The organism is Rariglobus hedericola (assembly GCF_007559335.1).
In the GTDB taxonomy this organism is placed as follows: Bacteria; Verrucomicrobiota; Verrucomicrobiia; order Opitutales; family Opitutaceae; genus Rariglobus; species Rariglobus hedericola.
Genome location: NZ_VMBG01000003.1, coordinates 196,481 through 210,123, shown reverse-complemented (window position 1 = coordinate 210,123; position 13,643 = coordinate 196,481). Strand labels below are relative to the sequence as shown.

Below are 13,643 nucleotides of genomic sequence, written 5' to 3'. Positions count from 1 at the left end.
GGTTCCACCAAGAACGTGACCGCGACGAACCTGCGCCTGCAGGCCAACGGCGCGATCGGCACGAACATCCGCCACCTGACGACGAACATCGATGTCCTCACTGCGCTGGCGTCGACCGGATCGATCTTCATCACCGAGGACAACGGCGCGACCGTCGACACCGTGACGGTCACCGTTACCGAGTTCAGCAGCACGGCCACCACCTCGGATGTGGTTGATCTCAACCAGTCGGATCTCACCACCAGCACCAACGGCAGCATCGTCCTCGTCGTCACGCTGGGCAACCTGACCTTGAACGATGGCCTAGTGAACGGCACTGCGGTTTCCGCCAACGGCACCGGTAACATCCTCCTGACGACCTTGGCGGTCGGCAGCGACATCCTTGTAAATGCCGATATCAACTCCGGCAGCGGCCATGTCACGGTGATCGCTCCTCGCGACCTGACCTTCGCCTCTGGTGCCGATGTCACCACGACCACCGGCACGATCAACCTCGAGTCCGGCCGCAACATCGCCTTCGACGCCAACGCCCGCGCCCTCACCACCACTGGCAACATCCGCTTCCTTGCCGCCAACAACATCACCCTCGGCGGAGTCAACTCTACCTCCGGCGACATCACGCTGACGGCCACCGCTGGTTCGATTCTCGCTGCAGGCCACACCTATAAGAACATCTCGGGCCGCGCCGTCCGCCTCGTTTCGGCCATCGGCATCGGCTCGTCCTCCGACGCCCTCCAGACCGCCATCGCCACCCTGACCGCCTCCACCGGCGCGAATGGCATCAGCCTCATCGAAGACGACGGCCTCACGATCGACACGGTCGCCGTGACCGTGCAATCCGTCCTTTCCGACGGCACCACGGTTGACGTGGTCACCGGCAACCAGGCTGATCTCGTCACCACCGGTTCGCTCGCCCTCCAGATCCTCTCCGGTGCGCTCACGCTGAACGATGGCTTCGATGCCGATAACATAGCGCTCTCCGTCACCGGTAACATCCGTCTCAACATCGGTGGCAACATCACGGCCAACGCCGACCTCGTTTCCTCCACCGGTCACATCACGGTGCTCGCCACCGGCACCATGACCTTCAATGCACTGGCCGACGTCATCACCAGTGCGGCCGCCACCACGGTGAACATCGAGTCCGGCGCAGCGATCCTCTTCGCAGCCAACGCCCGCATCCTTACCAACAACGGCAACGTCCGCATCCTTGGCACTACCGGTGACATCACCCTCGGCGGCGTGCAGGCCGGCACCGCCTTGGTCTCGATCACCGCGACCACCGGTTCGATTCTCGATGGTGGCGACTTCTACCAGAACGTCACCGCCTCCGCGCTCCGCCTCGTTGCTGGCAACGCCATCGGCTCCTCCTCCAACGTCCTCGAAACCGGTATCGACACCCTCACCGCCATCTTCGGCACCGGCGGTCTGCACCTCACCAACGACGACAGCCTCACGATCGACACCGTCGCCGTCGTGGTCTCGCGTGTCCTCGCCAACTTCACCGCGGTCGCCGAAGCGACCGACGTCAACCAGTCCGACCTCACCGGCACCGGCGCGATCAACCTCACGCTCACCACGGGCAACTTCATCCTCAACGACGGACTTGATGCCGATAACATCGCGATCACCACCGCCGGCACCGTCACGCTGACCGCCCTCGACACCGACAGCACCCTGACCGTCAACGCCGACATCGTCTCCACCGCAACCAACGTCGTTCTCAACTTCGACGACACGATCACGCTCAACACCACGGCCGACATCCGCGCCGGCGGCACCGTTTCGATCACCTCTGTCAACGGAGCCTTCACCATGACCGACGGCACCGAGATCGTCTCGACCGGCAGCACCACCGTTGACGTCACCGGCATCATCAGCCTCAGCCGCATCAACGCCGGCACCTCCGCGATCAACCTCACCACCGACGCCTCCATCATCGACGTCCTCACCGCGGAAACGCCCAACCTCAGCGGTGGCCTCGCGACTATCCGCGCCGTTGGCAATTTCGGCACCACCACCGGTGACGAAGACATCGACACCCAGCTCGCCTCCCTCGACGTCATCATCAGCGGCACCGGCACCATCGTGATCGACGAAGTGGACGCGCTCAACGTCGTCAACGCCACCACGACCGACGGTTTCATCTCCCTCGATACCGTGGGCGACCTCGCCATCCAGAAAGCCGTCGCCGGTGGTAACAGCAATATCCTCCTTACTGTGGGTGGCAACCTGACCGTCCGCTCCGTCACTGCCACGGCAAACACCATCACCGCCAATGTCACCGGCAGCATCGAGCCGATCACCGGCGGCGTGGAAGCCGAGCAGTTGAACGCCGCCACGCTGGTGCTCAACGCCGGCACCGGTATCGGCGCAGGCACGCAGCTAGTCGTCCGCGCCAGCACCCTGACCTTGATCACCACCACCGGTGATATCGACGTCCGCAACCTCTTCGCCGGCACCTCCACCATCCTGGACATCAGCACCGGTGGCACCGGTTTGGGCACGGGCACCATCAACTACGAGCAGACCGGCGGCCCGCTCACCATCGTGGACGGCAGCACCAATGACGGTGATATTTCCATCACCCTCGGCACCGGCAACCTCATCATCACCGAGCTCCACGCTGGTGGCGACGGCGACATCTTTGTGACCGTTACTGGTGCCGGTGGCGTGTCCTTGGGTGACGTCACTGCAGGCGGCGGTGACATCCGCGTCAGCACCAGCGACACCATCGTTCTTGATCAGGACGTCACTACCAACGGCGAGAACCTCACCTTCACCGGTGATGTGCGCTTGGGCGCCGATGTCACCATCACCACCTCCGGCGGTAATCTCACCTTTGACGACACGCTCGACGGCAACTTCAGCCTCGTGATCAACACCGGTGCCGGCGACGTCGAGTTCAACGCTCCGGTCGGCGCCACCATCCCGCTCGCCGGTCTCGATATCACCAGCCTGGGTGACATCGCCATCAACTCCACGCTCACGGTTGCCGGCGACACCGCCTTCCACAGTGCGACCCTGACCGTCACCGGCGGACCCAACTCGATCTCCACGACCAATGGCGGCACCTTCCTGGCCGAGCCGATCGATGGCACGCTCACCATGGGCATCGGCGCCCTAGGCTCTTCGATCTACGGTTATGTGATCGGCACGAACATCCTCAACGCCTTGGCACCCGGCTTCGGTTCGGTCACCTTCGGCCGCGCCGATGGCACCGGTCACGTCGATGTGGGCACTGCGACCTTCCGCAGCCCGACCGTGATTCGCACCCCGGGCGTCGGCGGTTCGCTGAACATCGTCGCTGGCAGCACCGTCACGGTCACGGGCAACAACTCTCTCGACCTGATCGCCGGTAGCGGCGACGCCGGTGTGCTGACCATGGAAGCCGGTGCCGTCATCACCGCCGGCAGCGGCACCGTCACCCTGACGGCCGATGTCGTTACCTTGAATGGCGCCGCGGGTTCGATCCAGGGCACCGGCCGCCTCGTGCTCCAGCCGTCCTCCGTGGGCCGTGACATCGTGGTGGGCGCCGCCGGCACCGCTTCGCAATTTGACCTCACGCTTGCCGAGCTCGCCGTGGTGGCCACGGGCTTCACCGAACTCGTCATCGGTCGTCTCGATGGCGAACACGCGATCAGCGTCTTCACTGGTGTTTACCGCAGTGCGGTCACCTTCCGTGCTCCCGCCGGCAATGGCACTGTCTCCATCCTTGGTAACGTCTCCACCACGCGTCCGGCCGGTAACATCACCGCGCTCGCCGGCGCCGACGTTCTGGTCTCCGCCAACCTCACCACCGCCACCGGTAACATCGTCCTCACCGCCGATGCCGACCTCTCCGGTGCGGGCGACCTGCTCATCTCCCAGACGGCCATCAACGTCATTCGCGCCAACCAGGGTAACCTCGTCTTCAAGGGCGATTCCGTCATCCTCGGCACCGCCTCGACTCGCGCCGACATCTATGCCGTGAGCGGTAACATCACCATGACGGCGGACGTGAACGGCGATGGCACCGGTGCCCTCATCCTCGCCAACGCCCAGAATCAGTTGAAGGCCGGCGGCAATCTCACGCTGTCCACGGGCACCACCGCTCCGACCACCGACACGTTGATCTCCCTTAGCGGCGTGGTCCTCGTGCTCGGCAATATCACCATCACCTCCGCCGGCACGATCACCGGTGAAAAGATCAGCCTCGTCGGTTACGGTGCCGTCAGCATCAGCTCTGCGGAAAGCATCATCTTTGAGAGCGGTTTGATCACCAGTCGCAACGCCTCCACCACGCTCTCGGCCGACACCGATCACGACGGCAGCGGCGACGTCATCCTCGCCGCCAACTTCAACGTCATCGTCCAGGCCAATACGACCGCCACGATCTCCGGCGATGAAGTCATCATCGGTTCCGCCACCGGCTTCGGCCGCGTGGTCACGCTCACGGGCGACATCTTCATCCGCTCCAACTTCAACCAAGACACCCGTGGCCGCTTCTTCGTGGTGAACAGCCAGTCCCGCCTCAGCGCCGGTGGCAGCCTGTTCATCGGTGAAGTCTCCTATGGTTCGGGCACGCCCTATGAGATTTCCATCCAGTCCGCCCAGGTCACGGTGAGTCGCGACGTGGCCTTCTACTCCGTGACGAACGTGACGCTGGATGGCAGCCTGTTCACCGTGACCCGCAACGCCCGCATCTTTGCTTACGGCAACATTGTGATGAGCGGTGGCGAGCTGCTGACCAACGGCACGCTCCTCGCGCTTGAAGCCGATGTGGATCGCGACGACACCGGTTCCGTCACACTCTCCGGCAACGCCCGCCTGACCAACCGCACGGCGGTGACGATCACCGGCTACACCGTGACCCGCGGCCCGAACGTCACGATCACGCCTAATCCCACCATCACGCAGCTGCAATAAGCTCGGTAGGTCGGAGGAGAACACGCTTGAACGCCCGAACTCCGACGAAATTGCCAACGAACGCCGATCTGTTGCGGTTAATTCACTTTACCTGGGCAGGGGCGCCGGTTAGCAACTACCAGCTTTTTTATGATCTCTCACCCGATGCTTCGCACCCGCCTTTCGGCCCTGACTGCGTTACTGGCCTTCGGTCTCAGCCTTGAAGCATCCGCCCAGACCGTGACCACGGCTCCGGTGGGCGCAATGACGGTCACCCTTCTGCGCGCACCTGTTTCGGGCACTAAAATTACGACATTTTCCCCTATTTTGAGAATTCCGATTGGGGACTCTTTTTCGGGTAAGGCTGCTGGGGTTATTACTACGGTATCAACTACATCAATTTCTGACTCTACCGCTAATTGGTCTGTGGGAAGTTTGTCACAAGCTGCGACACCGTATTATATCAAGGTCACAAGTGGGGCGGCGTCTGGAGCAATGTGGCAAGTTTCTACTTCAGCTGCGAATACCGCATCGTCTGCTACTATTCTGAGTTTAAGTGGAAAAGATCCGGTAGCAGTAGGAGTCTCAGCTGGTGATTCTTATGAGATTATTCCGGTTGATACGCTTTCTACCTTGTTTGCGGGTTTTGAGAATCAGATAGGCGGTCCTAATGTTGATTCAGCTGATAATGTAAAAATTCATGATGGGTCTGCTTGGCGAATTTTTTATTATAATTCCACTCAAGGTGTTCAGCAGTGGCGCGAAGGAAGCTCTTCTTTTAACCGAAATAACATTGTTATCAGGCCTAATTCAGGAGTTGTTTATACACGTCGAGGTCAGACTGATCTAGCGCTCATGATTTTAGGTAAAGTTGTTGTGGATGCCGATAAGTTTGTTGTATCGGCCACAGGTGCATCCTTTTTTGGCGGTATCTACCCAGTAGATCGTCAGTTATCGACGCTTAACCTAAATTCTATTCCGGGTTTTGTTATTAATAACGGAAATCTGGATGCTGCGGATAAGGTTAAATTTCATGATGGCTCTTCTTGGAGGTTATTGAATTTTAACGGAACGCAGTGGCGTGAAGGCTCATCTGGTTTTAATAGAAACACTTTGGTTATTCCTGCTGGCACTCCTATTGTGATTGAGCGTGGTTCTGGTGCTACGGGTAGTGCAGTGCTCGCTTCCATGCCTGTTCCTTACAGTTTATAACATTTAATAATATGAAAAAAATCCTTGGCGGTATCATTTTAATGATTGCAGGCTCACTGGCTTCGCATGCGCAGGTTATAAGTAATTTCGATAGTCTTGGCGGCGTTAACTATGGAGGTGTTTGGGTTCCTAATGTAACCTTTAATGCTGGCATTGCTTCGGTTGGCTCTCCTTCGTTGGCTGACGGAAACTTTGAATTTGCTGATATATCTGCTGGGGTTATATCTATAAATACGGGTCTGGTTTTGAATTATACTGCCCGAGTAGATGCTAATAATTTATCTAATTCGTTTTTGGTGCGTTTTGCGGATTCAGAAGGCAATTACTCGGTTGAGGCAATTATCCTGACTAATTCGTGGACTGTTGGTCAATTCGTGACAGGAACTGCTGCTCTTGTAAGTGCAGGTCCTGGTAATCTCTCAGACACGGCGTTTTTTACGATCACTGGAGATGGTGCCTCCACTGCATTCCGGATGAGCTTTGATAGTTTATCCATCTCCGCCGTTCCCGAGCCGTCGACCTATGCGGCTATCGCTGGTGTCGCGGCTCTTGGTTTTTGTGCCGTGCGCCGCCGTCGCAAGGCCTGAGGATTTCCTCGGTTCTTTTGGTTTTATTACCCGCCTCTTTGTTGAGGCGGGTTTTTTATGGGGTAATGCCCCACGTGTTTAGCCTGTTTAGTTAGGATTTCGGGGGTTGGCGTATACGGACTTATAAGTATGATTCCGGCCATGAAAACGATCCTTACCCCGGTTGATTTTTCGGCGGCGACTCATGGCGTGTTGGCGGCGGCCGTTGAACTGGCCCGAGCCACCGATGGACAAGTGGTTTTGCTTCATTCCGTTCAATATCCGGTGGTGACCACCGATTACGGACTGACGGCGGATGTCATGCGGGAAACCATTGAGATCAGCCAAAATGCGGCGACCAAGCAGATCGCCCATCTGGAGAAATTGGTTTCGGCCAAGGGCGTCCCAGTTTCTTCGCGAATGGCGAGCGGGTTTGCGGCGGGTAATATCTTGGATGAGGCTAAAAAATTGCGCGCGGCTTACATCGTCCTCGGTTCGCATGGGCATACGGCGTTTTACGATTTGCTGGTGGGTAGCACGACCAATGCGGTTTTGAAAAAAGCAACCTGCCCGGTCGTCGTGGTGCCGGTGGTGCGGGCAAAAAAGAAGAAGAGCGTGAAAAAGCGGTAAGGGGCACCTCTGATCGCACAGGGGATTTATCTCTCGTTAGCGAATTGGAGCCGTGGAGGCACCTTGTCGATTGCGGCGAATCAGACGGCGTCGTGCTGACTGATTGGGTTGGCGTCAAAATATAGGAACGGTTTTACGCCGCGATGACGCGCGCGGCGCGCACACGTCCGCGACTCAATCTCGCACGAACTATCTGGATCGTGGCGTAAAGCCGCTCCTGCGCACCGAACCAAGTCGCGGAGGTTGCGAGGTTGTCGTTGGCGCGGGAGTAGCTTTGCTGCGGGAAGCTTTCTTCTTTCATACCCCATGAAACCTTACCTGCGCGTGACACTCGTGTATGCCGTTTTCGGCATACTGTGGATTTTTTTATCGGACCAACTCGTCGCGTTGCTGGCGAATAATCTTCACGGATTCACCCTGCTGCAAACGATGAAGGGTTGGTTGTTCGTCGCTCTCTCGTCGCTGCTCGTCTTCGTGATTTCACGGGCGGCTTTCAAAGAGCACATCCGCACGGAGCGAGAGAAGCAGGCAGTCTTTCAAAAGACGGTCGAGGGATCGTATCACATCCTCCTCAATTATCTGAACCAGATGCAGCTCGTCACGATGGAGGCTGAGCAGTGCGAGAAGTTCTCGCCGGAAATTCTGCACATGGCGCGAGCGGCCTCGGGCGAGGCGGAGGCTGGACTGAAGAAACTCGGCGGCGTCCATACGATCACCGCCGATCATATCGACGCGGTGATCTACGAAAACATCCGCAAGCGCGATGGCGCCGCGTCGTGAGTTTCACAACGCGGCATCATCGGCCCCATTTGTCGTAACCACCCTCAGGCGTAGGTATCGACGAGGGAGTGGAAGCGGAGCTTTTTGGTGAGAGCGGCCTTGGTGACCGGCTGGGTGAACTCGATGACGACTTCCTTTTTCTCGCGCGGGTAGAGCTCGAAGTAGTTGTCGCTTGAGGTGTGCGTGAGGCCCGGCAGATCGAACGCGAAACGATGTTGGAAGACCGGCGAGGTGAAGCTGATCAAGGCCTTGGTGGGTGTGAGCAGCTTGATGGTGGCGGCGGTTTTCTTGGGGCGCGGGAGGTCGACGAAACGCGGCGGCGCCAAGAAGACGGTCTCTTCGCTCACAGTGGCGCCATCGATGTCGAGAGCCATGCGCACGTAGAGCTGTTCGCGACCGTGGGTGGCCATGGGCTTGGCCAGGTCGAGCGTCTTTTGGGAAATGCTCGCACCGTGGCGGAGGGAGACCTTCTTTTTTCCAGTGAGAACGATGTCGCCGTCGAGCGTGAAGAGATCCCAGCGCAGGAGACCCTTGGCGGGCGTGGGCGCGTCGTAAACGGTGTAGAGATGAACCTCACGCACGGTGGTGGTGCGGTAGTTGCCGACGATGACGCCCTCGTCACCAGGGACATGCGCGGACACGAGTGCGGGTGCGTTGAAGCGACGGGCGATGTGGTGGAGAGCCTTCCACTTGCCGGTGTATTCGATCGAGGACCACGAGGCGACGGGCCAGCAGTCGTTGAGCTGCCAGTAGATCGCGCCCATGCAGCGCGGCATCAGGCGGCGGTAATGCTCGACGCCGGTGCTCATGCAGTAGGCCTGATTGAGCTGCGAGAGATAGATCAGATCGTCCTGGGATTTCGGGAAGCGGTAGCGGCGTGAAACGTAATCGAGGATGACCTGGTTGCCGCCGCGGTTCTTCTGGTGGTTCTCCATGACGGCGTCGAAGACGTTGGCGCCGGCGGGTGCGAAGGTGGCCTGCGTCTCGGGTGAGGAGTAGCTCTGCATGCCGAATTCGGAGCAGAAGCGGAGCGACCACTTCTCGTATTCCTTGACGGGTTTGCGGGCGTGCCAGACGTCCCAGTAATGGGTATCACCGCGTTTTTCGCCCGTCTCGTGGCTGTTATCGTATTGCCAGTCGCCGCGCCACTGGGAGGTCGGCCAGTAAGGCGTGGCGTCATCGTGATCGGCGAGCGCGGCGGGAAGAACGCCGTGGAAAACGTCGTCGTAGGCTTTGCGAAACGCGGGGTTTTCACGGAGGGCCTTTTCGTTGAGCTGGAAGAGCTCGTTGTTGCCGCACCACAGCGCGAGACACGCGTGGTGGCGGATGCGTTTGACCTGATAATCGGCCTCGGCACGAACGCTGGCGAGGAACGCGGGATCGCCCGGGTAGAGCGTGCAGGCGAACATAAAGTCGTGCCACACGAGCAGACCGAGTTCATCACAGAGATCGTAGAAATCTTCGCTCTCGTAGATGCCGCCACCCCAGAGGCGCATGCAGTTCATGTTGGCGAGGACGGCGGCGCGCAGATCGCGGGTGTAGTCGGCACGCGTGAGATCGGCGACGAAGCTGTTCACCGGAATCCAGTTGGCGCCCTTGATGAAGACGGCGCGCCCGTTGATGAGAAACTGGAAGGATTCGCCCCACTGATCGGCGTGGCGGTCGAGGACGATTGTGCGCAAGCCGAGACGCTGGGTGATCGTGCCGAGCTCGTTGCCGGCGGAGTCGCGGGCGATGACGGTGAGGTCGTAGAGCGGTTGTGCGCCCTGGCCGGCGGGCCACCAGAGTTGCGGATCGGGAACTTCGAAGCCGAGTTCGTCGGCATAGGCGCCGGTGGTGTGGGCGACGGTCTGGCCGTTGAGCGAGAAGGCGACCGAATAGGTGACGGCTTCGTCGGCGCGGGCGAGTTCCGGTGAGAGGGTGAGGGAAACGCGGCTGCCGTTGTGCGTGTGGACTTGGGCGACACGCACGTGGGCGAGGCGGTTGACGCTGCGGGCTTCGAGACGGATGCCGCGCCAGATGCCGGCAGTGACGAAACGAGGACCCCAGTCCCAGCCGAACTGGCATTGTTGTTTACGGATGCGCACGCAGTTGCCGACGGGATCATTGAACTCCCACGGCGGCGTGAAGTCGGAGCGGGTCTCGCGGATGTATTTCATCGCACTGCTAAAGACGAAGCGCAGCTCGTTGATGCCGGCGTGCAGACGGGGCTTCACCGACCAGCGGTGCCCGATGAACATGTTGTCGGTAGCGGCGATTTTTTTGCCGTTGAGATAAACGGTCGCGACGGTGTCGAGGCCGTCGGCAACGAGTTCGATTTCGTCCTCGGCGAGAAGTTTTTCAGAAATGCTGAAAGTGGCGCGGTATTCCCAGTCACGCTCTTCGATCCATTGGAGGCCGAGCTCGTTCGTGCCGTAAAACGGATCGGCAATCTGTTTGGCGCGACGGAGGTCGGTGTGGACGCAGCCGGGAACGGTGGCGGGAAGCCAGGTCTTGGCGGTGGTGTCGCGGAACTGCCAGCGGGATTTGGCGAGGTTGAGGGTAGGCATGGGGATGGGAGGCGGAGGATGGAATACGGAGGACGGACTTAATGAGGGGACGGACGGAGTGTAGCGGAAGATCCGGTTGGCGGCGTTGCGTAAAACGACAAATTTTGTGTCGTTTTACAATTAATCAAAGGAATGCCCCGTTCCTGATCAGGGGAGGCTTGCGGGAGGGAAACGCGGTGTGTTGAAACGTGCAGTCTGCACCCTCCGGTTTGTGTTTGGTTTTCACCCCTTCGCATGAATTCCCGTCCTGATTCGCCCGTGCCCTTGTCACCTCATTGGAAAGGCATGTTTGTCGGCGTTGTTGTGCTCGTCGCCACGATCGTGGTGTCAGCCGTGCTGCATTTTCGTGCGATGCACGCGTTGCAGGCGGAGGTGCAGGACAAGCTCATGCGCACCGCCATGGCGATCGCGGCGCAGATCGACGGCGACGCCCATCGCACGTTCACCGAGACGGCGCAGGAGTCGACGCCGGCCTATGCGGCCGCGCTGAAGCCGCTGGCGGATGCGTTGTATTGGAAGCAGGACGGCCGGCCGCTACGCACGGATTACCGCTACATCTACACCTGCATCATGAAGGAGAACGGAGACATTTTCTTCGTGCTCGATCCGACGCCGCCGGGGCAGTTGCGTCCTGATGGCGTCGAGGAGAAGTCCCACATCATGCAGCCCTATCCGGGGGCGAGCAAAGAGCTGCTCCTGACGTTGCGCACGGGACAGCCGCAGGCGGATCGCGAACCGTATAGCGACCAGTGGGGCACGTTTGTGAGTGGTTATGCGCCGTTCTACGATTCGGCGGGGAAACAAGTGGGGGCGGTGGGTGTGGACTGGCAGGCGGAGACTTATGCGGCGCGACTTTCGGGTATCCGGCGCGCGTGGTATCTGCAGATGTTTTTATGCTTGGTGAGTGGCTTTCTTTCGGGCGTGGGCACGGGCATGGCGCTGGTGCGGCGCGAGCGGGCCGAGGCGGCGCGTCGTCACGCGATCGAGGAAGAGCGTCGTAATCGCGAGCGCTGGCAGATCATGGTGGAAACCTTGCCCAAGCCGGCGGTGCATCTTCAAGGCGATGTGTTTTGGATCAACGAGCCGCTGCTCAAATCACTCGGCTACCGTCGTGACGAACTCGCCTCGCTCGATGCCTGGTTTACGCGGTTGTTTGGTGAGCGCGCGACGGAAGCGCGGGCGAACTATGAGGCGGATCGCGAGGGCGGTTTTTTGCGTTCGCGCGAACTTAACCTGCGCACGGCCGGTGGAGAGATGCGTTGCTACGAAGTCGCCTCGCACGCCTACAAGCCGGGCGAAGTGTGGCTGTTGGAAGACATCACCGAGCGGAAGGCATTTCAGACCAGCCTGATCGCGGCACGTGAAGAAGCCGAGGCGGCGGTGCAGGCGAAGAGCGCGTTTCTCGCGACGGTCAGCCATGAAATTCGCACGCCTATGAACGGCGTGATCGGCATGACCAACCTGTTGCTGGAATCTCCCTTGGAATCGCATCAACGCGAGATGGCCGAGACGATCCGCAACTCCGGCGAAGCACTCGTGGTGGTGATCAACGACATCCTGGATTATTCGAAGATCGAAGCCGGCGGCATGGAGATCGAAAGCGAACCCTTCGACCTGCGGGCCTGCGTGGAGGACTGCCTCGATCTGTTCGCGGGGCTCGCGACGGAGAAGCGACTGCAGCTGTTGTATACGTTGCCCTGGGACGCGCCCGGAATCATTCACGGCGACCGTCTGCGGGTGCGGCAGGTGCTCTGCAATCTGATTGGCAACGCGATCAAGTTCACCGAGCGCGGAGAGATCGAAGTGCGCGTGGAGTTCGCGGAAGGCGCATCGAAAAAATCCGGCGAGCGCACGACGTTGCGGTTCTTGGTGCGTGATACCGGCATCGGCATCCGCCCGGATCGTATGAACCGTTTATTCCGCGATTTCAGCCAGGCGGATGTTTCCACGGCGCGCAAATACGGCGGCACGGGGCTGGGGCTGGCGATCTCACGCCGGCTGGTCGAGTTGATGGGCGGCGTGATCTCGGTCGAGAGCACACCGGGCGAAGGCGCGACGTTCTTTTTCACTCTGCCTGCGCTCATCGAGCCGTTGGAATATAGCGACGCGGATGTAGAAGCACCGGGGAGCTTGCGGGGCGCGCAGGCGCTCGTGGTCAGTGCAGGCGCCGGCATTGATGAGCAGATCATCGAACCCCTGCGTCGCGCGGGTGTGCAATGTGTGGTGGTTGCGACGATCGCCCAGGCTCGGGAGCGGTTAAAAACCGATGCGACGGCGGAGGCGGGATCGCGGTTGGGTGACTGGAATCTCGTGCTCATCGATGCCGCGCTGGAGTCGGGTGACGTTGCGCAGGCATTGTGCAGCGAAGTGAACGCGTTGGCGGTCGCGCAGGCGTTGAAGACGCAGGCGGTGGTCGTATCGACATTGTTGACGGTGGTGCGTGAACCGGCGCGTGAAACGGGCGTGGCGCGCTGGTCCGACCGGCCGTTGAGGGCACCCGCTTTGTGGCGGATGCTGGCGGAGTTGATCGACCCGAAGGCACCGGCGGAAGTCTCGGCGCCGGCGAGAACGGAGCCGCGGCCGGTCGCGTCGGCGGCTGCACTGGCGCAAGAAAAGCCGCTGCGCATTCTCGTGGCGGAGGATAATCAAGTGAACCGCCTGGTCGCGCGCCGGTTGTTCGAGCGATTCGGTTATGGGATCGATATGGTCGCGAATGGACATGAAGCGCTGCGCGCCGTGCAGGACCGGATCTATGATGTCATTTTTATCGATGTGCAGATGCCCGAGTTGAACGGGTATCAAGTCACGGCGCACATTCGCGAAAGCCTGCCGGCGGAGCGCGTGCCGTGGATTGTGGCGCTGACGGCCAACGCACGCGACGAAGACCGCGAGGAGTGTCTGCGCAGGGGCATGAACGATTATGTTTCGAAGCCGATCAACGTCGTGGATCTTGAGCGGGCCTTGCGGGCCGTGCGTAAAAAGTAATCAACGGCGGGCGGGCTCTGCGATTGACTGAAAC

The 13,643-nt window shown here is 60.0% G+C and carries 8 protein-coding genes; 6 read left to right on the top strand and 2 right to left on the bottom strand.

Annotation, left to right across the window (positions count from 1 at the left end):
• Window positions 1–15 precede the first annotated feature (15 nt).
• The 4 genes from FPL22_RS17745 (at window position 16) to FPL22_RS16575 (ending at window position 7,295) form a co-directional block, all read left to right on the top strand.
• Window positions 16–4,908, top strand: coding sequence for a beta strand repeat-containing protein (locus FPL22_RS17745; RefSeq protein WP_203235181.1), 4,893 nt, complete (start codon window positions 16–18; stop codon window positions 4,906–4,908).
• A gap of 129 nt (window positions 4,909–5,037) precedes the next feature.
• Complete coding sequence (locus FPL22_RS16585; RefSeq protein WP_144354148.1) at window positions 5,038–6,099, top strand: hypothetical protein; 1,062 nt, start codon at window positions 5,038–5,040, stop codon at window positions 6,097–6,099.
• An 11-nt stretch (window positions 6,100–6,110) separates the two neighbouring features.
• Complete coding sequence (locus FPL22_RS16580) at window positions 6,111–6,686, top strand: PEP-CTERM sorting domain-containing protein (protein WP_144354147.1); 576 nt, start codon at window positions 6,111–6,113, stop codon at window positions 6,684–6,686.
• 141 nt (window positions 6,687–6,827) lie between these two features.
• The gene (locus FPL22_RS16575) at window positions 6,828–7,295 is read left to right on the top strand and encodes a universal stress protein (protein ID WP_144354146.1); all 468 of its coding nucleotides are present in this window, start codon (window positions 6,828–6,830) and stop codon (window positions 7,293–7,295) included.
• Between the two features lie 133 nt (window positions 7,296–7,428).
• Here the strand turns inward: FPL22_RS16575 and FPL22_RS17740 are convergent, their stop codons facing one another.
• The gene (locus tag FPL22_RS17740) at window positions 7,429–7,596 is read right to left on the bottom strand and encodes a hypothetical protein (RefSeq protein ID WP_162525357.1); all 168 of its coding nucleotides are present in this window, start codon (window positions 7,594–7,596) and stop codon (window positions 7,429–7,431) included.
• Window positions 7,597–7,601: 5 nt separating this feature from the next.
• On the opposite strand from FPL22_RS17740, the gene FPL22_RS16570 reads away from it, so the two are divergent.
• Complete coding sequence (locus FPL22_RS16570; RefSeq protein WP_144354145.1) at window positions 7,602–8,075, top strand: hypothetical protein; 474 nt, start codon at window positions 7,602–7,604, stop codon at window positions 8,073–8,075.
• A 44-nt stretch (window positions 8,076–8,119) separates the two neighbouring features.
• Here the strand turns inward: FPL22_RS16570 and FPL22_RS16565 are convergent, their stop codons facing one another.
• On the bottom strand, window positions 8,120–10,624 hold the full coding sequence (locus FPL22_RS16565) for a glycoside hydrolase family 2 protein (protein WP_144354144.1): 2,505 nt from the start codon (window positions 10,622–10,624) through the stop codon (window positions 8,120–8,122).
• A 234-nt stretch (window positions 10,625–10,858) separates the two neighbouring features.
• Here FPL22_RS16565 and FPL22_RS16560 point away from each other — a divergent pair, with 234 nt between their 5' ends.
• Window positions 10,859–13,609, top strand: coding sequence for an ATP-binding protein (locus FPL22_RS16560; protein ID WP_144354143.1), 2,751 nt, complete (start codon window positions 10,859–10,861; stop codon window positions 13,607–13,609).
• The last annotated feature ends 34 nt before the right edge of the window (window positions 13,610–13,643 follow it).